A 19,690-nucleotide genomic window follows, 5' to 3' on the forward strand; every position below is an offset into this window, starting at 1 on the left:
GTGCGAACCGGGCGGGGCGACCGGCTCACACCGGGTCGACGTGTTCCCGGCCCTCACCGCCGCGCATCAGGTCCCGGCCGAACTCGACCATCTTCTTCGCGTAGTCCTCGGTCCACTCGGCGCGCTCGGCGATGTCCGCCGGCGTCAGCCGGTCGAAGCGCCGGGGGTCGGCCAGCTGGGCCGCCGCCATCGCCTGGAACTCCGCCGCCCGGTCCGCCGCGGCACGGAACGCGAGCGTCAGCTCGGTCGCCCGCTCCAGCAGCGCCCGGGGATCCTCGATCGACTCCAGGTCGAAGAAGTGCTCGGGATCCGAGGCCGCCTCCGCGGGCTCGAACAGCAGGGGCGCGGGGCGTAGCCGCGGCTGCTCCTGGCGCGGCGTGTGCTCCGCCATGGCTTCTCCTTCACGTACGTCGCGATCGACCCTCGGGTAAGTGGGCCACCGTCCATTGTCCCGCGCCCCCGCAAGAGGGCCTCGACCCGCCATCTACCCGGGGACCACGGGCGCCGTACCTCCTGCCGTCGGGCCCACGTCAGGGCCGCCGGCGCAGGCGGCGTTCCGCGAGGTGGGCGAGGACCGCGTGGTTCGCCTCCCAGGCGGCCGGGGGCGGCGTGCCGGACTTCGTCCGGCGTGGAGCCGGGGGTGTGGTCGCATGCCGGTCAGGGCCGCCAGCGCACCCGGTGTTCCGCGAGGTGGGCGAGAACGGCGTGGTTGGCCTCCCAGCCGTCCGGGAACTTCACCAGGGTGCCCAGCTGGACCGGCTCCGTGGACGGATAGTCGTCCAGGAGGTCGCCCACTCCCGCGCGGCACACCACGATGCACGCGTGCCGGTGCCGGGAGGCGAGGACGCACAGGCGGCCCGTCTCCAGGTGGAAGGCGGTGGCGTCGGGGCGGCCGGAGAGCGGGTGCAGGACCACCGTGACGTCGTACTCCCGGCCCTGGAGCCGGTTCGCCGTGTCGACGGTGACGTCCGCCACGCCCAGCTCCGCGAGTGCCGCCCGGACCGCCGCCGCCTGGTCGCGGTGCGCGGTGCCGACGGCGATCCGGTCGGCGGTCAGGGGGACGGGTTCGGGTGAGCGTTCGGAGACGGCCGCGCCGCCCCGGTCCAGCAGGCGGCGTACCACCAGCGCCACCGCCCGCACCGCCTCCGGGTCCGTGCGCGGGGTGTGCCGGGCGGGCAGCTCCAGCAGGCCCCAGCCGGACTCGGCCGCCTCGTCGATCACCCGGTCAGGGCCCGAACCGTCCGACGCGACCCCCAGCGTGAGCCGCCGGTCGCCGTGACCGGTGCCGCTGCGGAACGGCGTGAACGGGTAGAACGCGTCCGACACCAGCGGCGCCGCCGAAGCGGGCAGCCGCCACGACACCGGCAGCCGGTGCTGCGGCAGCTCCGGGTTGTGGGCGAGCAGGGTGGTCACGGCGGACGCCGACGGGTCGTACGACAGGCCCGCCCACTGCTCGCTGCCCACGATCGAGAACGGGTCCAGCTGCCCCGGGTCGCCCACGAACAGCGCCCGCTCGAACAGCCCGGCCACGGCGAGCAGCGCGTCCGAGCGCATCTGGTACGCCTCGTCGACGATCGCGTGCCGCCACGGCTCGACCCCCTTCACATGCGCCCACTTCGCGGCCGTCGAGAGGACGACGTCGAGCCCGGCGAGATCGGCGGCCTTCGCCGACTTGCGGACGTTGTCCAGCGCGTCGAGGGCCTTGTCGTACGGGTCGGTGTCGCTGCTGTGCAGCCGGCCCACCGGCAGCTCGGGGTTCTTCTCGGCGAGCCGCAGCACCAGGTCGTCGACCTGCGCGTTGGTCTGCGCCACCACCATCAGCGGGCGCCCCGCCTCCGCCAGCTCCAGCGCCGCGCGCACCACCAGCGTGGACTTGCCGGCGCCGGGCGGGGAGTCGACGACGACACCGCGCGCGGTGCCGTGCAGCGTGTCGCGCAGGATCGCGTCGGTGGCGCGCCCGGCCGCCGCACCGGGGTCGAATCCCGCCTCGGGGGCCAGGGCCTCGGTGGTCACAGCACGTCCTCCTCGGTCACCGGGTCGGCGGCCTCCGGTACGGCCTCCTCACCGGGCGGCCCGCCATGGGTCCACGGGGTCTCCTCCGGGTCGGGCAGCTTCGCCCCGCCGCGCGGTTCGTGCTCGAACAGCGTGAAGCACACGGGGTCGCCCTTCTCCGGCACGGACCCCTCCTCGGGCTCCTTGCCGCGCCCCATCCTGTCCATGATCCGCAGGACGAGCAGAGTGCCCCCGCCCTCGCCACCCGGCCCGTCCTCGTAGCCGGCGAACTCCGCCGTCTGCGGCTTCCCGCCCAGCGAGCGGTACGCCCTGGCCCGCTCGCCGAGATGCGGGCTGTCGTCCGTGCGGACGGTGACCAGCGGGCGGGGACTGGGCCGCTTGCTCTCGCTGTACGCCATCACGACGTCGACGACCTCGCCCGCGAACGCCTCCCCGGCCAGCCGCCGGCCCGCCATCACCAGCGGGTCGTCCAGGGCCTCCTGAGCCTCCAGCCGGGCCTGCTCCCGCTCACGCGTGGCGAGCTTGTTCGCCGCGGTGACCGCGTCGTCGCGGCGCGGCTGCGGCGGCTCGCCGGCCAGCACACGGTCCCGGTGGCCGGTGAACGACCAACGGTCGCGCGTCCACCGCTCCCCGACGCGCGCCCCCTCCGGAAGCTCCCGCAACACGTCGAGCCCCCGCCACACCGCGTCCCAGGTGGGCCGGGTACGGCTCTCCACCAGCGCGCGGATCTCGCGCTCGGCGGCGGTCAGCGCACCCAGCCGGTCGTCGGCCTGAAGCCCGTCCTCCGCGGCGGCCAGCGCGGTGCGGGCACGGTCGTAGCGCTCGATGGCCGGGGCGAGCAGCTTGTTGTCGAACGCCGGGTCGGTCGCCGGGCCCGCGGGCGGGCACAGCAACTGGCCGTCGGCGTCCCGGGCGAGCTCGGCCTCCCGCGCGGCCTCGGCGCCCGACCGCCCGGCGGGCGGGGCGATCCAGGCGATCAGCGCCCCCAGGTGCTGGTCCTCCAGCGTGGACTGCCCGGTCGCCCAGTGCCGGGCCAGTACGTCCGTCATGGCCAGCAGCAGCGAGGAGCCGGGCACCCGGGCCCGCTCCCCGAAGTGCGTCAGCCACCGCCCGAGCAACGGCACCCGGGGCGGCGCCGGGAACGGGGCCTCCGGGTCCTGCTCCGCCGTGCGCCGGAACCGCGTGGAGCGCCCCAGCAGCCGTACGAGGTCGATGCCGGCCCGGGACGGCACGATCAGCTGGGGCGCGTCCGCGCACAGCTCGACCTCGACCTTGACCCGCTTGCCGGTCTCCGGGTCGGTCTCGGAGCGCTCGGCGGCCTCCACGGCGTCGGCGAACCCGTCGACGTACGGCAGGACCACGTCGGCCAGCTCGGCCAGGAACGCGAACCGCAGCTCGCGGTCGCGCGGCTGCGGCACGACCAGCAGCCGCGGCGCGTCCCGGTCGGTACCCACCAGCGCGCCCAGCGGGGCGCCCGCCTCACCGGCGGTGGTGAGCGGCACGAACACCAGGGGCCGCTCGGACAGATGCCGGTGCCGGACGGTGGCGGCGGGCTGGGCGCGGCCCGTGCTGACGGCCTCGAGGCGGGCGAGGGTGGCGATCAGCGACAAGGGGCCACCTCCCGCGCGGCGGCGGGACCGGGCCTGCCGGTGCCGGCCAGCGCCTCCGCGCGCAGCGCTGCCGCCCTGCGCAGTGCCGCGACCGTCGGGTCGTCGGGGTCACCGGCCTCCCCGCGGGCCGCCGCCAGCACGTCCTCGACCGTCGTCAGACCGCCCAGTTCCGCGCGGACCGGACGGCCCAGGCGGGTCACCGCACCGGCCGCGCGGGAGCGGTCCCGGCAGTGGAAGGCGAGCTCGCAGGCGGACAGGCACTCCGGGGCATAGGTCGCGGGGACGGACTCGACGGCCTCCGTCAGACGCTCGGCGGGCAGCTCCGGCGAGAAGCAGGTGCCCTCGGGGAGCGTGTCGGCGATCTCCTCGATGCGGGTGAGCCGGTCCAGCTGGCGGGTGGTCACCGCGCGCTGCTTGCGCACGTCCACGGCGGACGCGGTGGGCAGGTTGGAGAAGTCCTTGGGGCACACCAGCAGAATCCGGTGCCGCACGCGCGGGGACGGCTCCAGCCGCGCGGCGACCCGCTCCAGGGCCAGCACGTACACCGCGGCCTGACGCGCCGCCGCGCCGACCTTCGCCGGGTCCGCGGCGCCGTCCAGCATCGGGAAGGACTTGATCTCCACGACCGTCCAGCTGCCGTCCGGGTGCACCACCACCGCGTCCGGCTCCAGGAAGGCCGGGGAGCCCGCGACGTCGAGCGCGAGCATCGGGTGGTCGAGCAGCGTCCAGGTGCCCGGGGCGGCGGTGGCGGCCTCCGCGGCCTCGCGCAGCGCCAGTTCCGTGCGCGCGGTGCGGCCCTCGGGGCCCTGGGCGGTGAGATCGGGCACGCGCGCGCCGGCGGGCGGTTCGGCCGCGCGGTCCAGCTTCTCGTGGGCGAGCCGCAGCAGCTCCGTACCGCCGTCCGCCTTGACCTTCGCCTCGAACGCGTTGCCCCGCACGAACGCGAACTGCGACTGGCCGAAGACCGACGGCGAGCCCAGCGCGCCCGCCAGCGCCGCCTTGTTCACCCCGGCGCCGTCCAGGATCGCGCGCCGTCTGCAGCCCGGGTTGGCGGCGAGGGCGGCCAGGGCGCGCGCGTCCAGCGCCTTGGCCGGCACCTGTGGACCGCGCAGCTCAGCGAGCCGGTGCCGGAGCGCCTTCTCCCGCGTCCGAGGGGGAGGCACCCGGTTCGGTTCCTGATCGGTACCGCGACTCGGGGTGCCGCTGCCGTGGAATTCGCTCACCCGCGGAAGTCTGGCATCCGGCACTGACAATCGGGGAACGTGCGCCGGAGGAGTCCGCCGTGACCGGTGCGGGACGGGGCAGGAACCGGGCCTTCGCCCGGTCCGCGTACCGCGTCACGACCGGGGCCAGCAGCAGGCCTGCGCCCATGACGGCGGCGCCCGCGACGGCGTCGAGGAAGTAGTGGTTCGCGGTGCCCATCACCACGATCGTGGTCACCAGCGGGTAGCCGACGGCGGCCGTCCTCGTCAGACGGGTGCGCCCGTACCGCCACAGGATCACTCCGCACCACAGCGCCCAGCCGACGTGCAGGCTCGGCATCGCCGCGTACTGGTTGGTCATGCCGCCGAGCCCGCGCGGGGCGCTCGCCTCGCCGCCCCACCAGCCGTACGCGCTGTAGTGGGCCATCGTGTCCACGAAGCCGTGGCCCGCGTCGAGCAGCCGGGGCGGGCAGGTGGGCAGCAGGGTGAAGCCGATCAGGCCGATGAAGGTGGACGTCATCAGCCAGGTGCGGGCGGCGCGGTAGTGCACCGCGTGGGAGCGGAACAGCCAGACGAGGATCGCCGGGGTCACCAGGTAGTGCAGCGACGCGTACCAGAAGTCGGCGGGTATGCCCAGCCACGGTTCACGGGTGAAGAGACGGTTCAGCGGATGCTCGGCGTTGAGGAACAACGCCTTCTCGATGCGCAGGATCGCCAGACCGTGGTCCACGGCGTCGGAGACGTCGCCCCGGACGACCAGCCGCCCCGCCGAGTAGCAGGCGTACACCACGAGGATGATCGGCAGCTCGGACCACCAGCGCAGCCGGGCCGCCTCGATGCCCGGTGTCTCGGTGTGCGGCATCCGATCGCTCCCCTGTGTCCTTCGTGTCCTCGCGCGGCGCTCCGTCGGCGGCCAGCCACTCTACGGTGTGCGTCCCCCCGTGGGACGCCCTCGGCCCTGATAGACGTCGAGATCGCCCCCCGGGTTGCCCACGATCAGGGTGCGCGATGATGGGGGAGTTCCGCCTGTGAATTCCACCTAAGAGGTCTCCCATGGCACCGCGCATCCTGCTGGCCCGGCACGGACAGACGCAGTGGTCGCTGTCCGGCAAGCACACCGGCAGGACCGACGTACCGCTCCTGGAGGAGGGCCGTCGGGGCGCCAAGCTGCTGGGCGAGCGTCTGCACCGGGCGCCGTACGACGGGCTGTCCGGTGTCGAGGTGCGCACCAGTCCGCTGTCACGCGCGCGGGAGACCTGCGAACTCGCCGGCTTCGGCGACCGGGCGCAGACCTGGGACACGCTCATGGAGTGGGACTACGGGGCGTACGAGGGCATGACTCCGGCCGAGATACAGGCGGCCCGCCCCGGCTGGCTGATCTGGCGCGACGGCGTTCCCGGGGGCGAGACCCTGGCCGGGATGACGGCCCGGGCGGACGAGGTGGTGGCCTGGGCCCGCTCCGCCGACCGTGACGTGCTGGTCTTCGCCCACGGACACATCCTGCGCTCGATCGGCGCCCGCTGGCTGGGCCTCCCCCTCGACTTCGCGGCCCGTATCCGCCTCAACCCGACCTCCCTGTCGGTCCTGGGCTGGGCCTACGGGGAACCGGCCATCGAGTCCTGGAACGACCAGGGCCATCTGACGCCCTGAGGCGCCGGGGCGCTCGCACCGCGCCCGGTCCTCGGGCGCTCGCACCGCGCCCGTCCCTTCACACCGCGGGGGGGAGGGACGCGTGGCGGTCCAGGAAGTCCGACACGCCCGAGGCGTGGCGGTGGGGGAGCAGGACGCGGGACGTGCCCGCCAGCATGGTGCGGACCCGGGAGGACTGGACGTCCGAGAGCAGGTCCAGGACCCGCAGGCCGGCCTGGGCCGCCTCGTCGGGGAGGCCGCCGCGGGCCAGGTCGTCCGCCAGCTCCGCCGTGTACAGGGCGATGTTGCGGGTGAAGTGCGGGTCCTGGAGCTCCGCCGCCCGCCGCGCGTGCCGGGCCGCGCGCGGCCAGTCGCCCAGGGTCGACCAGCACTGCGCCTCCAGGCCCTCCAGCTCCGCCTCCCCGTAGAAGCTCATCCACTCGGGGTCCGCCTCCGAGGGTCCCCGCTCGAAGTAGGCCTGTGCCCGGACCAGCGCCTGTTCGCAGCCCGTGCGGTCGGCGAGCCCGGCCCAGCCGCCCGCCTCGCGCAGCGCCAGCAGCGACATCAGACGGGGTGAGCCCAGCGACCGGGCCACCCGCTGGGCGGCCTGTGCCGCCCGCACCGCTTCCCGGGGCCGGCCCGCGTCCCGCGCGAGGAACGCCGTGTTGCAGAAGGCGTGCGCCTCCAGACCCGGATCGTCGGTCACCCGGGAGGTCGCCAGGGCCTCCGCGTAGTGCGAGCGGGCGTCGTCGAAACGGCCCGAGTCGTGCGCCAGCCAGCCCACCGAGATGGCCAGTTCACCGGCGCCCGAGTACAGCCGGTCCGCCGTCCGCTGCCGGGTCGCACCGGCGTCCAGCAGCGCGTAGGCGGCCCGCAGCGGGGCCGCCGCGCGGCGGTAGAGCCCGTCCGCCCCGTGCCGGTCGTCCAGCAGCCGGATCCGGCGGACGGCTTCTTCGAGAGCGCCCGCGTCGCTCGCACCGGGACGGCGCACGGCGCGCTGCGCCGCCGAGGCGTCCGGGGCGAGCCCGTGAGTGCCGAGTGAGGCGGCGGCCACCGTGGCGCCTCCGCCGGTCATGAATGCGCGACGCAGCACGTCGCTCTCCTCGTGGTCGTGCGTGTCGTACGTGTCGTACCGGTCCTGCGTCTCATACGGCTCGTGTGCCCCGCTGTTCTCACTCGTGGCGCTCGCCGGGTTCTGCGTGCGGGCCGCCGGGGGTGTGTCCTCGGCGGCCCGCGCCCGGCGCCCGCGGACCGACGAGCGGGGCGCGAAGCCCAGGTCGGTCAGCGTGCGGCCGGGAAACATGTGCAGGAACACCCGTTCGTAGGCATAGTTGGGGCAGCGGATCTCGCCCGCTTCCACCCGGTGCACATAGCGCGCGTCACAGCTGACCCGCTCGCCGATCTCGCGGGCGGCCCGCCGGACCGCCGCGGCGAACTCGGCCGGCGAGCGCGCTCCGCGCAACTGCCGGAAGACGAGGTTCGGCCGCGGGGGCCGGTCGGGCTGGGACGAGGGCACCGTTGACGACGCCATGGCCGGGTCCTCTCTGCGAACCGTCGAACCATGCCGGAATCGGGATGACTTGCCGTGTGCTGCCCTGATTCCGGCGGGCATGAACGTACCTGCTGTGACGGAGTCACTACGCGAGTTTGGCCACAAACCGGATAAGTCGTCCGTGATCTGCCATGAACTGCCATCCTTTGCGGCGGACTTCCGCCGTAGCCGTTGACGGGCCGGCTCGTTGGACCCTGTGGACCGGGAGCCCCCCGACTCCCGACCCGCTCGTCCAAGCAGGGATTTGTGTGGTGGAGGCCGGGATGATGACCAGCCGGAACGACGATCCTTTACAGCTGCCGCGTGCGGACTGCGACGTGGTCACGGTCCCGGCCCGCCAGGGCCTGGAGGCGGTCGACATCCTGCGGCGCGGAGCCGGGGACGTGGTGGGCCTGGTGCTGCACGACGGCGGCGGTGACACGCTCGGCTTCCTGGTGCCACCGGGCACGGCCGCCGCCTGGGACGTACCGGGCAGCACCTGCACGGGGACCGACGGCCGCGGGCTCGGACCGGCCCCCGAGCCGCCGGTCGAGGGCTCGGGCTGGCTGCTGCCGCCCGGCGAGGCGGACCTGGCGACGGACCCCGCGGTGCTGCGCGAGGCACTGGGCGAGGCGCAGCGGCTGATCGAGGCGGCGGACAGCCGCACCTGACGCGGCGGACTGTCGCACGTGGCGCGGCGGACTGTCGCACGTGGCGCGGCGGCTGTCGCACGTGGCGCGGCGGACTGTCGTACGTGGCGCGGCGGACTGTCGCACGTGGCGCGGCGGACAGTCGTACGTGGCGCGGCGGACTGTCGCACGTGGCGCGGCGGACTGTCGCACGTGGCGCGGCGGACTGTCGCACGTGGCGCGGCGGACTGTCGCACGTGGCGCGGCGGACTGTCGCACGTGGCGCGGCGGACAGTCGTACCCGGCGCGGCGGACCCACCCGGCGGCGCGCTCGCTGAGCGCACGCCGGCGGGGCGGGAGACGGCCGACCGGGGGGCCCGTCGGCGCTCGGGGCGCTTGCGACAATGGGGGGATGGGACGGTCCAGGAACAGCGGGCGTGGGCAGGGCGGCGCGGATGCCGTCGTCGAGCGTGTCGACGGGGGGCTCGCCCGGCTCGTCCCCGACCCGGACCGGTCGCGGGCCTGGACCCTGCTGATCGACGGGGCCCCGCAGTCGCACGTCGACCTGGACGACCCGGCGCACCTCTCCTTCGAGTACCAGCGCCGGTTCGGCCATGTCGTCGATCTCGCCGCCCCGCCCGGCAAGCCCCTGCAGGCCGTGCACCTCGGCGGCGGCGCCTTCACCCTCGCCCGGTACGTCGCGGCCACCCGCCCCCGCTCCACCCAGCAGGTCGTCGAGCGGGACGCGGCGCTGGTGCGACTGGTCCGGCGGGAACTCCCGTTGGACACCAGGGCCCGGATCCGGGTGCGCTCGGCGGACGCCCGCGAAGGGCTCGCCAAGGTGCCCGACGGCGGGGCCGGACTCGTCGTCGCCGACGTCTTCAGCGGGGCCCGCACCCCGGCCCATCTGACCTCCACCGAATTCCTCGACGACGTCCGCAGGGCCCTCGCCCCCGGCGGGATCTACGCCGCCAACCTCGCCGACGGACCGCCGCTCGCGCATCTGCGCGGCCAGATCGCCACCGCCGCCGCCCGGTTCGCCGAACTCGCGCTGATCGCCGACCCCGCGGTCCTGCGCGGCAAACGCTTCGGCAACGCCGTCCTGGTCGCCTCCGACGCGCCCCTGCCGATCGCCGAACTGACCCGCCGGGCCGCCTCCGACCCGCACCCGGCCCGGGTCCAGCACGGCCGCGACCTCATCGACTTCACCGGCGGAGCCGCCCCGGTGACGGACCTGGCGGCGGTCGCGTCACCGGCGCCGCCCGCATCCGTCTTCCAGTGAGCCGAACAGCGGCGGGACCGGGGAACGGCCGGCGGGCCCTCCACCACGTTCCGGCGAGCCGAACAGCGGCGGGACCGGCGGATGTTTCCGTCAGTACGTCCCGATCTCCACACGCGGCGGGCCGTCGTGCCAGGTGCAGAACACCGACACCCGGTCCGCGCCCGAGGCGAACTCCACCCGGATCCACGTCTGCGTCTTCCACACCTGCATCGACCAGCCGGCCCCCGGGGTCGCCGACACCAGTGACGCGGAGGCTTCGCCGAGGTCGAAGACCGCCCGGCCGCCCTTGGTGTCGTACGCCTCGACCTGGCCGGTCGCGGCCGGAGCGGCCGGGGAGGGGGAGTGCGTGGGCGCGGCGGTCCGGGACGGCTCCGGGGCCGGCTCACGGGACGCCTCGTCGGGCTTCGCCGACGGCTTCCGCGACTCCTCGGCGTCCTTCGAACGCTCCGCGCCGGACGGCCGCCGCGTCGACGACGACACCGGATACGACCGCTCCCCGGCCGAGTCGTCCGCGCCGGCCGCCGCGACGGGCAGGGCGCGGGGCGGGTCGTAGGCGGTGCCCGTCATCACCGTGCTGACACCCCACCACGACAGCGTGACCGCCGCGCCCGTGGCGAGCAGCCAGGCCAGTACGTGTACGAGTCCTCTGCGCATCGTCGGCCCATACTGCCCCACCCGCCCCACGGGTGTCCCGCCCGCTGAGGTATCCGGAGTTGTCCACAGGCCCGCACGCCGTCCGTCGGCCATGGCGTACGGTGCGGCGCATGGCAAGTGTTCTCGTGGTCGAGGACGACCAGTTCGTACGCTCGGCGCTGATCCGGCAGTTGACCGACGCCTCACACACCGTGCGCAGCGTGGGCACGGCACTGGAGGCGCTGCGCGAGGTCGCCCACTTCCGCTTCGACGTCGTGGTCCTGGACCTCGGACTGCCCGATCTCGACGGCTCCGAGGCACTGAAGATGCTGCGCGGCATCACGGACGTACCGGTGATCATCGCCACCGCCCGGGACGACGAGACGGAGATCGTGCGCCTGCTCAACGCCGGCGCGGACGACTATCTGACCAAGCCCTTCTCGGTGGAGCACCTCTCGGCCCGGATGGCGGCCGTGCTGCGCCGCGCCCGGTCCGGCGGAGGGGAGGCCGCGCCCTCTCCGGTGATCCGGGTCGGCGGACTGACCGTCGACCCGCTGCGCCGCCAGGCCGAACTGGACGGCGTACGACTCGACCTGACCCGGCGCGAGTTCGACCTGCTCGCCTTCCTCGCCGGACGGCCCGGCGTGGTCGTCCCCCGCAAGGAACTGCTCGCCGAGGTGTGGCAGCAGTCCTACGGCGACGACCAGACCATCGACGTCCATCTGTCCTGGCTGCGCCGGAAACTGGGGGAGACCGCCGCGCGGCCCCGTTACCTGCACACCCTGCGGGGCGTCGGCGTGAAGCTGGAGCCGCCCGCGCACACGCCCGGAGCGGAGCCGCCGCGATGAGGTGGGCCCTGGTGAAGGTGTCGCTGGCGGTGACCGCCATGGTCGTGATCGCCTTCGCGGTGCCGCTCGGTCTGGTCATCCGGGAGATGGCCCGCGACCGAGCCTTCTCCAACGCCGAACGGGTGGCGGCGGCCGTCGCCCCCGCCCTGTCCATCACCACCGACCGCGACCAGCTCGAACGCGTCGTCGCCTCCGCCGGCTCGAACGCCGCGATGGCCGTGCACATCCCGGCGAGCGACGGCGCCGAAGCCCTCCGCACAGGGCAGCGGCGGGCCGCCGCCGAGGACATCGCGGCGGTACGGAGACTGGGGCGCGCCTCGACCTCCACCGTGTCCGGCGGCTCGGCGCTCCTCCAGCCGGTGGCGCTCAGCACCGGCGAGATCGCCGTGGTCGAGGTGTTCGTCCCCGAGTCCGAGGTCACCAACGGGGTCGGCACGGCCTGGGCGGTGCTGGCCGGCGTGGGGGCCGCGCTGATCCTCGGTTCGGTCGCGGTCGCCGACCGGCTGGGCGTACGGATGGTGCGGCCCGCCCGGCGACTGGTGGAGGGGGCGCACGAACTGGGGGAGGGCAAACTGGGGGCCAGGGTGCCGGAGGAGGGACCGACCGAACTGCGGCTGGCGGCGGTGGCGTTCAACTCCATGGCCGATCAGGTCGTCCAACTGCTCGCCAACGAGCGGGAGCTGGCCGCCGACCTGTCCCACCGGCTGCGTACGCCGCTGACCGTGCTGCGGCTCAACGCCGCCTCCCTCGGTGAGGGGCCGGCCGCCGAGCAGACCCGGGCGGCGGTCGAGCAGCTGGAGCGCGAGGTGGACACCATCATCCGCACGGCCAGGGACGCCAAGCCGCAGACGGCCGCCGCCGGCCCCGGCGCCGGATGCGACGCGGCCGAAGTGGTCCGCGAGCGGATGGCGTTCTGGTCGGCGCTCGCCGAGGACGAGGGCCGTAAATGGCGGGTGGCCGGTGCCGACCGGCCGGTGCGCATACCCGTGGCCCGCCCCGATCTGGCCGCCGCCCTCGACGCGCTGCTCGGCAACGTCTTCCGGCACACCGCCGAGGGCACCGCCTTCGCGGTCGACGTGCACAACGGCGAGGACGCGGTGATCGTGCTCGTCTCCGACGCGGGCCCCGGCATACCCGACCCCGAGGCGGCGATGGCCCGCGGCCGGGGCTCGGGCAGCGACGGCTCGACCGGGCTCGGCCTGGACATCGTGCGCCGGCTCGCGGAGTCCACCGGCGGGGACGTACGGATCGGCTCGTCGGTGCTCGGCGGGACCGAGGTGCGGATCTGGATCCAGCTCGACGGACGCGGGCGGGCGCCCCGGCGGCGCGGGCACCGGGGGACCGTGCGCCGACGCCGGCCGGGCCGGCCGGTCGCGTCCTTCAACCGGCCCCGATCCCTTCCTTGAGGGCACCCCAAGACCGCTGACGGCCGCCCGGGTCAGGAAGTTCGTCCGATGCCGGATCGCCGGCGTGCTGCCGCACACCCCCGAACGCAACGAAGTCAGGCACGCGATGACTACGCACCGGCGCAGGGGCAGCGGCAGGAACAAGGCGATCGGCGGCGTGGTCGCCGTGGCCGACGGCGGCGCGTTCCTGTTCACCCGCACCGCCCAGGCGGCCGGTGTCGCCGCGGCGTACACCATGGCGGGGCGTAGTCGGGTCAGTCCCTCCGGCATCACCGGGAGGGTGCCCGGCCGGTCCCCCACCCGGCCGCGTCACCCGCGTGCCCACTGGCAGGCGCGGGCACGCGAACGGGGCGCGGCACTCGTCTGGGGTGCCGCGCCCCGCCCCCCGTCTCCCGGAGCCGGAGTCGGTCAGATGTGCTCCGGCTCGGGAAGCGCTCCCGACTTCGCGGCCCGCGCGTACCACAGGGCGCTGGACTTCGGGGTCCGCTGCTGGGTGACGTAGTCGACGTACACCGCGCCGAAGCGCTTGTCGTATCCGTACGCCCACTCGAAGTTGTCCAACAGGGACCACAGGAAGTAGCCGCGCACGTCCGCGCCGTCGGTGATGGCCCGGCGCACCTCGGAGAGGTGCCCGTGCAGGTAGGCGACGCGCTCCGGGTCGTGCACCTTCCCGTCGGCGTCCGGCTTGTCGTCGTAGGCCGCGCCGTTCTCGGTGATGTAGAGCGGCAGTCCGGGCGCCTCACGGGTGTAGCGCATGATCAGCTCGTGCAGCCCCGTCGGGTCGACGGACCAGCCCATCTCGGTCTGCTCGCCCGGCGACTGGTGGAAGGCGACGTCGTCCGCGGCGGGCCACGGCGAGTGCTCGCTGCTCCCGTGACCGTCGGCCCGCGGCCCCTTCGCGTCCGGGTCCGCCGCCGACACCAGGGTGGGCGTGTAGTAGTTGAGGCCGAGCGCGTCCAGCGGCTGGTGGATCAGCTCCAGGTCACCGTCGAGGACGTACGACCAGTCGGTGAGCGACGAGGTCGCCTCCAGCAGGGTCTCCGGGTAGGCGCCGTGCAGCATCGGGCCGTGGAAGATGCCGCTGGACAGGTCGTCGATCTTGCGCGCCGCCACCTGGTCCGCCGGGTCGCTCGGCGACAGCGGGCGCACCACCGAGGAGTTGAGGCTGATCGCGACCTGGTTGCGGGCCGGCATCACCGAGCGCAACGCCTTGGTGCCCAGGCCGTGCGCCAGGTTCAGGTGGTGGGCGGCCTTCAGCGAGGCCGCCGGGTCGGTACGGCCGGGCGCGTGCACCCCGGAGGCGTAGCCCAGGAAGGCGCTGCACCACGGCTCGTTGAGCGTGATCCACTGCTCCACCCGGTCGCCGAGCGCCTCACCGACGATCCCCGCGTACTCCGCGAACCGGTACGCGGTGTCGCGCTCCGGCCAGCCGCCCGCGTCCTCCAGCTCCTGCGGCAGGTCCCAGTGGTAGAGGGTGACGGCCGGCTTGATGCCCTTCGCCAGCAGCTCGTCGACCAGCCGGCGGTAGAAGTCCAGACCGCGCTGCACGGCCGGGCCGCGGCCGGTCGGCTGCACCCGCGACCAGGAGACGGAGAAGCGGTAGGCGCTCAGGTTCAGGTCCGCCATCAGCGCCACGTCGTCGCGGTAGCGGTGGTAGTGGTCGACGGCGATGTCACCGGTGTCGCCGCCGATCGTCTTGCCCGGCGTGTGGCTGAAGGTGTCCCAGATGGAAGGCGTGCGCCCGTCCTCCCGCACCGCCCCCTCGATCTGGTACGCGGAGGTCGCGGCGCCCCAGAGGAAGGCGGGAGGAAAGGTCACCGGGGTCGCCGGCGTTGCGGAGTCAGACATGGAAGCGCTCCCATAGGAGGTCGTGGAAGACCGACGAGTGAGAAGAAGGGGAGAAGGAGGAGGGAAGAAGGGAAGAGGGGGCCGAGGCGGCGGTGACCCGGCCCCCCGGGTCCTGCGGACGGATCGGGGATCAGCCCTTGACGGCGCCCTGCATGATGCCGCCCACGATCTGCTTGCCGAAGATCGCGAAGACCAGGAGCAGGGGCAGCGTACCCAGCAGCGCACCCGCCATGATCAGGGACTGGTCCGGGGTGTACCCGCGGCCGAGGCCCGCGACCGCCACCTGCACGGTCGGGTTGCCGGTCTGGGTCAGCACCAGGAACGGCCACAGGAAGTCGTTCCAGGTCTGCACGAACGTCAGCATGCCGAGCACGGCCATCGCCGGCCGCGCGGCCGGGAACACCACGTGCCACACCACGCGCCAGCTGCTCGCGCCGTCCACCCGGGCGGCCTCGATGACCTCGTCGGGCAGCGCCTGCAGCAGGTACTGCCGCATGAAGAACACGCCGAACGCGCTCACCAGCGACGGGAAGATGACCGCCTGCAGCTGGTCCGTCCAGTCCAGCTTCGCGACCATCATGTACAGCGGGATCACACTGAGCTGCGGCGGCACCATCATCGTGCCGATCACGATCAGCATCAGCGCGTTGCGGCCCTTGAAGCGCAGCTTGGCGAAGGCGAACCCGGCGATCGTCGACAGCACGACGATGGTCGCCGCCGAGATGCCCGACACGATCGTGGTGTTGAGGAAGGCCTCGCCGAGGTTGGCGTCCTTCCAGGCGATCTCCAGGTTCTTGAACAGATTGGAGCCGAACCAGAACGGCGGGGGGTTCTCCGCCAGGCGCTGATTGTCCCGGGACGCGGCGATCGCGGTCCAGATCAGCGGGAACAGCGACACGATGGTGAACACGATCAGGATCACGTACGCGATCGGACCGCCGTGCAGCGTGCCACCGGCCCGCGCGGACTTGGGCAGACGCGGTCGCTTCTGCTGTTGGGCGGGCGATGTCTCGGGGGGCGTCACAGTCGTCGTCACGGCCACAACTCCTTAACTGCTGGCGCGCAGCCGGCGCGAGATGAGCTGGTTGATGATGCCGATGACGATCAGGATCGCGAACATCGTCCAGGCGATCGCCGAGGCACGGCCCAGGTGCTGGTTCACCCAGCCCTGTTCGTACAGGTACAGGCCGAGCGTCTGGAACTGGTGCTCCGCGCCCCCGGACGCGCCCTTGTTGGCGTCGAAGAGCAGCGGCTCGCCGAAGACCTGGCTGGCACCGATCGTGGAGACCACCACCGTGAACAGGATGGTCGGACGCAGCGCCGGCAGGGTCACGTGGATGAACTGCTGCCAGCGGTTGGCGCCGTCCAGCGCCGCCGACTCGTACAGGTCCTGCGGGATCGCCTGCATCGCGGCCAGGTAGATCAGCGCGTTGTACCCGGTCCAGCGCCAGATGATGATCGACGACACGGCGAACTGCGAGGGCCACTTGTCGCCCTGCCAGTCGACCGGGTCGATCCCGACGAAGTCCAGCGCCCAGTTGATCATGCCGTAGTCACGGCCGAAGAGCAGCACGAACACCAGGGAGGCGGCGGCGATCGAGGTGGCGTACGGCGCGAGCATCGCGACCCGGTAGAAGGTCGAGGCGCGCAGCTTGTAGTTCAGGATGTGGGCGATGCCCATCGCCATCAGCAGCTGCGGAACGGTCGAGATGATGCCGATGGTCAGGGTGTTCTTCGCGGCGTTCCAGAAGAAGTCGTCGTCGAAGATCCGGGTGTAGTTCTTCAGCCCGACCCAGTTCATGTCGGTCGGGGCGGTCAGCTCCACCTGGTGCAGCGAGGCCCAGCCGGTGTAGATCAGCGGGAACAGGCCGAAGGCGAGGAACAGCAGGAAGAACGGGGCGACGAACGCGTACGGGCTCCAGCGCATGTCCCGCTGCCAGCGCCGGGACAGTTTGGCCCGGCGTCGCTGTTCCTTGTTCATGGGTGCGGAGCCCCCGGGCGGACGGCCCGGGGCCGCGCCCCCCTTGGAGGGGAGCGCGGCGGTGTCGTGGCGGGTGGCCATGGGGGTCACTTGTCCAGGTTGTTGTCGATGGTCTTGGTGGCCGTCTCCCAGGCCTCCTCGGCGGACTTGCCCTTGGTCACCAGGATGACGCCGTTGTCCGTCAGGCCCTGCTGGATGATCTGGTCCTTCGGGCCGATCACCTGGACCGGGATCTGCTTGGCGGCCTCGGAGAAGATCTCGCCGATCGGGGCGTCACCGGTCATCTCGTTCTTCGCGCCGGTCACCTCCGGGCTGTCGTACGCGCCCGGGGTGCTCGGGAAGCTGCCCTGCACCTTGAACAGCTTCGCCTGCTGCTCCGGCGCGGTGAGCCAGGCCACCAGCTTCTGCGCCTCTTCGACGTTCTTGCCGCTCTTCGGCACGCCCAGGAAGGAGCCGCCCCAGTTGCCGGACTTGGGCGCCACGGCCACGTCCCACTGGCCGGCGGCCTCCGGCTTGGACTTGCCCTTGATGGTGCCGAGCATCCACGGCGGGCAGGCGACGGTGGCGAACTTGCTGTTGGCGATCGTCGTGTCCCAGGCCGGCTGGAACTGCGTCTGCGACTGGACCAGGCCCTTCTCGGCGGCCTCGGCGGTCAGGTCGAAGGCGTCCTTGACGGCCGGGTTGGACTTGTAGATGACCTCGCCGGAGGCGTCGTAGAACTTCTTCTCCTCACTGCTGAGGACGGCGTTGATCAGGCCACCGGGGGAGTCCATGAAGAAGGTGTCGTCGCCTGCCGCCTTCTTGTACTTCTCGCCGGTCTCGATGAACTTGTTCCAGTCACCGGCCCACAGCTTGCCGACCTCCTCGCGGTCGGTCGGCAGACCGGCCTTCTCGAAGAGGTCCTTGCGGTAACAGATGGCCATCGGGCCGACGTCCGTGCCGAGACCGATGGTCTGGCCGTCCTTGGTGGTGGCCTGCTCCCACTTCCAGTCCAGCCAGCCGTTCTTGTTCACGCCCCCGACCTTGGACATGTCCGTGAACTTGTCCGCCTGGGTGCCGACGACCTCGGCGATGTTGGCGACCTCGATCGCCTGGACGTCCATCAGACCGCTGTTGGTGGTCAGGTGGTTGACGAGAGCCGGGTAGTAGTTCTCGTTCCGCTCGACCACGTTCTCGGCGATCTTGATGTCCGGGTTCAGCTTCTCGTACTCGGCGTAGAGACCGGCTTCCTTGAAGCCCATGGTGCCGAACAGACCCAGTGTGATCGTGGTCTTGCCCTCGCCGCCCGACGAGGAGTCGGAGTCGCCGTCTCCGCCGTCGTCGGCACAGCCGGCCAGCAGCCCGGTGCCCAGCGACACCACGGCCGCGATGGCCAGTGCCTTGTGGGCGATGGGCTTCCCCCCGCCCGACCGCTGCCGAGAGAGGGGGAGGGTACGTGCTCGCATTGCGTCCTCCTGTTGCCCTGACGTGCCGACCCCCCGGCCAACGGCGTTGTTGGGCCCGTATCTTGCTCGTTGCGGCTCGGGCGGGGAACGTGCGGGTTGTGTATGTGTCAGGTACCGTGGGAGCGCTCCCACAAGTGATGTGTTGAAGAGTCGCGGGTCCGGGCGAGGGTGTCAAGGGAACAGACGCGGCAAAGTGCCTTCGGTTATCTGCCTGTTAACTGGACGCCGCGCACCCGCCTCCGGAGGCCCCCGGTCCGCGAGCCGCCCTCCCGGCGGTGGTCACCGCCGCTTGCGGGGCTGTTACATTCCAGGCCAGCGTGACACACGAAGGAAGGCGGGGCCGATGGCAAGCCACGGAGCGCGGGGCCGCGGCGGCGGCCGACCCACCCTCGAAGAGGTGGCCGCGCGCGCCGGAGTGGGCCGCGGCACGGTCTCCCGGGTGATCAACGGGTCGCCCCGGGTGAGCGACGCCACCCGCGCCGCCGTGGAGGCCGCGGTCGCCGAGCTCGGTTACGTCCCGAACACGGCCGCCCGCGCACTGGCCGCCAACCGCACGGACGCCATCGCCCTCGTCGTGCCCGAGCCGGAGACCCGGTTCTTCGCCGAGCCGTACTTCTCGGACATGCTCCGGGGTGTCGGCGCGGCCCTGTCCGACACCGAGATGCAGCTGCTGCTGATCTTCGCGGGCAGTGACCGGGAGCGGCAGCGGCTCGCCCAGTACCTGGCCGCGCATCGCGTGGACGGCGTGCTGCTGGTCTCCGTGCACGCCGACGACCCGCTGCCCGACATGCTGGCCCAGCTGGAGATCCCCGCGGTGATCAGCGGCCCCCGCTCGGCCGCGGAGACCCTCACCTCGGTGGACTCGGACAACTACGGCGGCGCCCGCCAGGCCGTCGAGCACCTGATCGGCCGGGGCCGGCGCACCATCGCCCACATCACCGGCCGCCTCGACGTGTACGGCGCCCAGCGCCGTATCGACGGCTACCGGGAGGCCCTGCGCGACGCGGGCCACGAGGTGGACGAGCTGCTGATCGAACCGGGTGACTTCTCCGAGGGCGGCGGCCGGCGGGCCATGGAGGCGCTGCTGGAGCGCCGCCCGGACCTGGACGCGGTCTTCGCCGCCTCGGACGTCACCGCGGCCGGTGCCCGGCACGCCCTGCGCGAGGCGGGCCGCCGCATCCCCGACGACGTGGCCCTGGTCGGCTATGACGACTCCGCGATCGCCCGCCACATGGACCCGCCGCTGACCAGTGTGCGCCAGCCGATCCAGGAGATGGGCCGCGCGATGATCGACCTGCTGCTCGCCGAGGTCGCCGACCGCCGCCCGCTCGCGTCCCGCGGACTGGATCGGCGCCAGATGGTGCTGGCCACGGAGCTGGTGGGGCGCGCCTCGTCGTGACGCCGGCGGGCGTCGCGAGGAGGCGCGCCGCGCAGGCGGGGGCACGCCCGCACGCCCTGGAAACGAGTTCAGCCGGTGACCTTGTTGCAAGGTCACCGGCTGACTACTGAGGGTGAGTGACGGGACTCGAACCCGCGGCATCCTGGACCACAACCAGGTGCTCTACCAGCTGAGCTACACCCACCATGGCCTTGTCGGTTGGAGGTCAGTGACTTCCCCGACCGGCCGAGAAAA

Annotated in this window: 17 protein-coding genes and 1 tRNA gene; 6 read left to right on the forward strand and 12 right to left on the reverse strand. The window is 73.1% G+C overall.

What is annotated here, in order from left to right; translation table 11 throughout:
- Positions 1-25: 25 nt before the first annotated feature.
- The 5 genes from IE178_RS00920 to IE178_RS00940 form a co-directional block, all read right to left on the reverse strand.
- Positions 26-391, reverse strand: a complete 366-nt coding sequence (locus tag IE178_RS00920) for a DUF8844 domain-containing protein (protein ID WP_184760448.1) — start codon at positions 389-391, stop codon at positions 26-28.
- A gap of 266 nt (positions 392-657) precedes the next feature.
- Positions 658-2,013 carry an AAA domain-containing protein gene (locus IE178_RS00925; protein ID WP_193510928.1) on the reverse strand — a complete coding sequence of 452 codons (1,356 nt, stop codon included), beginning with the start codon at positions 2,011-2,013 and terminating at the stop codon, positions 658-660.
- Entirely contained in the window at positions 2,010-3,623 is a 1,614-nt protein-coding gene (locus IE178_RS00930; RefSeq protein WP_193510929.1) for an amino acid adenylation domain-containing protein, read from the reverse strand. Before IE178_RS00930 ends, IE178_RS00925 begins: the two co-directional genes overlap by 4 nt.
- Positions 3,614-4,786, reverse strand: a complete 1,173-nt coding sequence (locus IE178_RS00935; RefSeq protein WP_184760451.1) for a hypothetical protein — start codon at positions 4,784-4,786, stop codon at positions 3,614-3,616. Before IE178_RS00935 ends, IE178_RS00930 begins: the two co-directional genes overlap by 10 nt.
- Complete coding sequence (locus IE178_RS00940; protein WP_184760452.1) at positions 4,737-5,687, reverse strand: phosphatase PAP2 family protein; 951 nt, start codon at positions 5,685-5,687, stop codon at positions 4,737-4,739. The genes IE178_RS00935 and IE178_RS00940 overlap by 50 nt, the downstream gene beginning before the upstream one ends.
- A 191-nt stretch (positions 5,688-5,878) precedes the next feature.
- Between IE178_RS00940 and IE178_RS00945 the strand changes: the two genes are divergently transcribed.
- The gene (locus tag IE178_RS00945; RefSeq protein WP_193510930.1) at positions 5,879-6,475 is read left to right on the forward strand and encodes a histidine phosphatase family protein; all 597 of its coding nucleotides are present in this window, start codon (positions 5,879-5,881) and stop codon (positions 6,473-6,475) included.
- A gap of 58 nt (positions 6,476-6,533) precedes the next feature.
- On the opposite strand, the gene IE178_RS00950 is transcribed toward IE178_RS00945, so the two are convergent.
- The gene (locus tag IE178_RS00950; protein WP_184760454.1) at positions 6,534-7,985 is read right to left on the reverse strand and encodes an NsdA family TPR-like regulatory protein; all 1,452 of its coding nucleotides are present in this window, start codon (positions 7,983-7,985) and stop codon (positions 6,534-6,536) included.
- A gap of 269 nt (positions 7,986-8,254) precedes the next feature.
- Here IE178_RS00950 and IE178_RS00955 point away from each other — a divergent pair, with 269 nt between their 5' ends.
- Positions 8,255-8,656: a hypothetical protein gene (locus IE178_RS00955; protein WP_184760455.1), complete on the forward strand. Its 402-nt coding sequence runs from the start codon at positions 8,255-8,257 to the stop codon at positions 8,654-8,656.
- A 370-nt stretch (positions 8,657-9,026) separates the two neighbouring features.
- On the forward strand, positions 9,027-9,896 hold the full coding sequence (locus IE178_RS00960; RefSeq protein ID WP_193510931.1) for a spermidine synthase: 870 nt from the start codon (positions 9,027-9,029) through the stop codon (positions 9,894-9,896).
- A gap of 90 nt (positions 9,897-9,986) precedes the next feature.
- Here the strand turns inward: IE178_RS00960 and IE178_RS00965 are convergent, their stop codons facing one another.
- Positions 9,987-10,550: a hypothetical protein gene (locus tag IE178_RS00965; RefSeq protein WP_193510932.1), complete on the reverse strand. Its 564-nt coding sequence runs from the start codon at positions 10,548-10,550 to the stop codon at positions 9,987-9,989.
- Positions 10,551-10,660: 110 nt separating this feature from the next.
- On the opposite strand from IE178_RS00965, the gene IE178_RS00970 reads away from it, so the two are divergent.
- Both IE178_RS00970 and IE178_RS00975 read left to right on the forward strand, forming a co-directional pair.
- A complete protein-coding gene (locus IE178_RS00970) occupies positions 10,661-11,377 on the forward strand; it encodes a response regulator transcription factor (protein ID WP_193510933.1) in 717 nt (238 codons plus the stop codon).
- Positions 11,374-12,783, forward strand: coding sequence for a sensor histidine kinase (locus tag IE178_RS00975; RefSeq protein ID WP_193510934.1), 1,410 nt, complete (start codon positions 11,374-11,376; stop codon positions 12,781-12,783). Before IE178_RS00970 ends, IE178_RS00975 begins: the two co-directional genes overlap by 4 nt.
- Positions 12,784-13,191: 408 nt before the next feature.
- Here IE178_RS00975 and IE178_RS00980 read toward each other — a convergent pair whose 3' ends face one another.
- The 4 genes from IE178_RS00980 to IE178_RS00995 all read right to left on the reverse strand — a co-directional run bounded on the left by IE178_RS00980 (position 13,192) and on the right by IE178_RS00995 (position 18,057).
- A complete protein-coding gene (locus IE178_RS00980) occupies positions 13,192-14,631 on the reverse strand; it encodes a GH1 family beta-glucosidase (protein ID WP_184760460.1) in 1,440 nt (479 codons plus the stop codon).
- Positions 14,632-14,761: 130 nt separating this feature from the next.
- Positions 14,762-15,667: a carbohydrate ABC transporter permease gene (locus IE178_RS00985; protein ID WP_184760461.1), complete on the reverse strand. Its 906-nt coding sequence runs from the start codon at positions 15,665-15,667 to the stop codon at positions 14,762-14,764.
- Positions 15,668-15,679: 12 nt separating this feature from the next.
- Positions 15,680-16,693 (reverse strand): carbohydrate ABC transporter permease, encoded by a 1,014-nt coding sequence (locus IE178_RS00990; protein ID WP_184760794.1) that lies wholly within the window; start codon positions 16,691-16,693, stop codon positions 15,680-15,682.
- Between the two features lie 5 nt (positions 16,694-16,698).
- Positions 16,699-18,057, reverse strand: coding sequence for an ABC transporter substrate-binding protein (locus IE178_RS00995; protein WP_193510935.1), 1,359 nt, complete (start codon positions 18,055-18,057; stop codon positions 16,699-16,701).
- A 343-nt stretch (positions 18,058-18,400) separates the two neighbouring features.
- On the opposite strand from IE178_RS00995, the gene IE178_RS01000 reads away from it, so the two are divergent.
- Positions 18,401-19,456: a LacI family DNA-binding transcriptional regulator gene (locus IE178_RS01000; protein ID WP_193510936.1), complete on the forward strand. Its 1,056-nt coding sequence runs from the start codon at positions 18,401-18,403 to the stop codon at positions 19,454-19,456.
- A gap of 111 nt (positions 19,457-19,567) precedes the next feature.
- Here IE178_RS01000 and IE178_RS01005 read toward each other — a convergent pair.
- Positions 19,568-19,640 (reverse strand) — tRNA-His (locus IE178_RS01005).
- Between the last annotated feature and the right edge of the window lie 50 nt (positions 19,641-19,690).

Source organism: Streptomyces griseoloalbus (assembly GCA_014650015.1).
In the GTDB taxonomy this organism is placed as follows: domain Bacteria; phylum Actinomycetota; class Actinomycetes; order Streptomycetales; family Streptomycetaceae; genus Streptomyces; species Streptomyces griseoloalbus.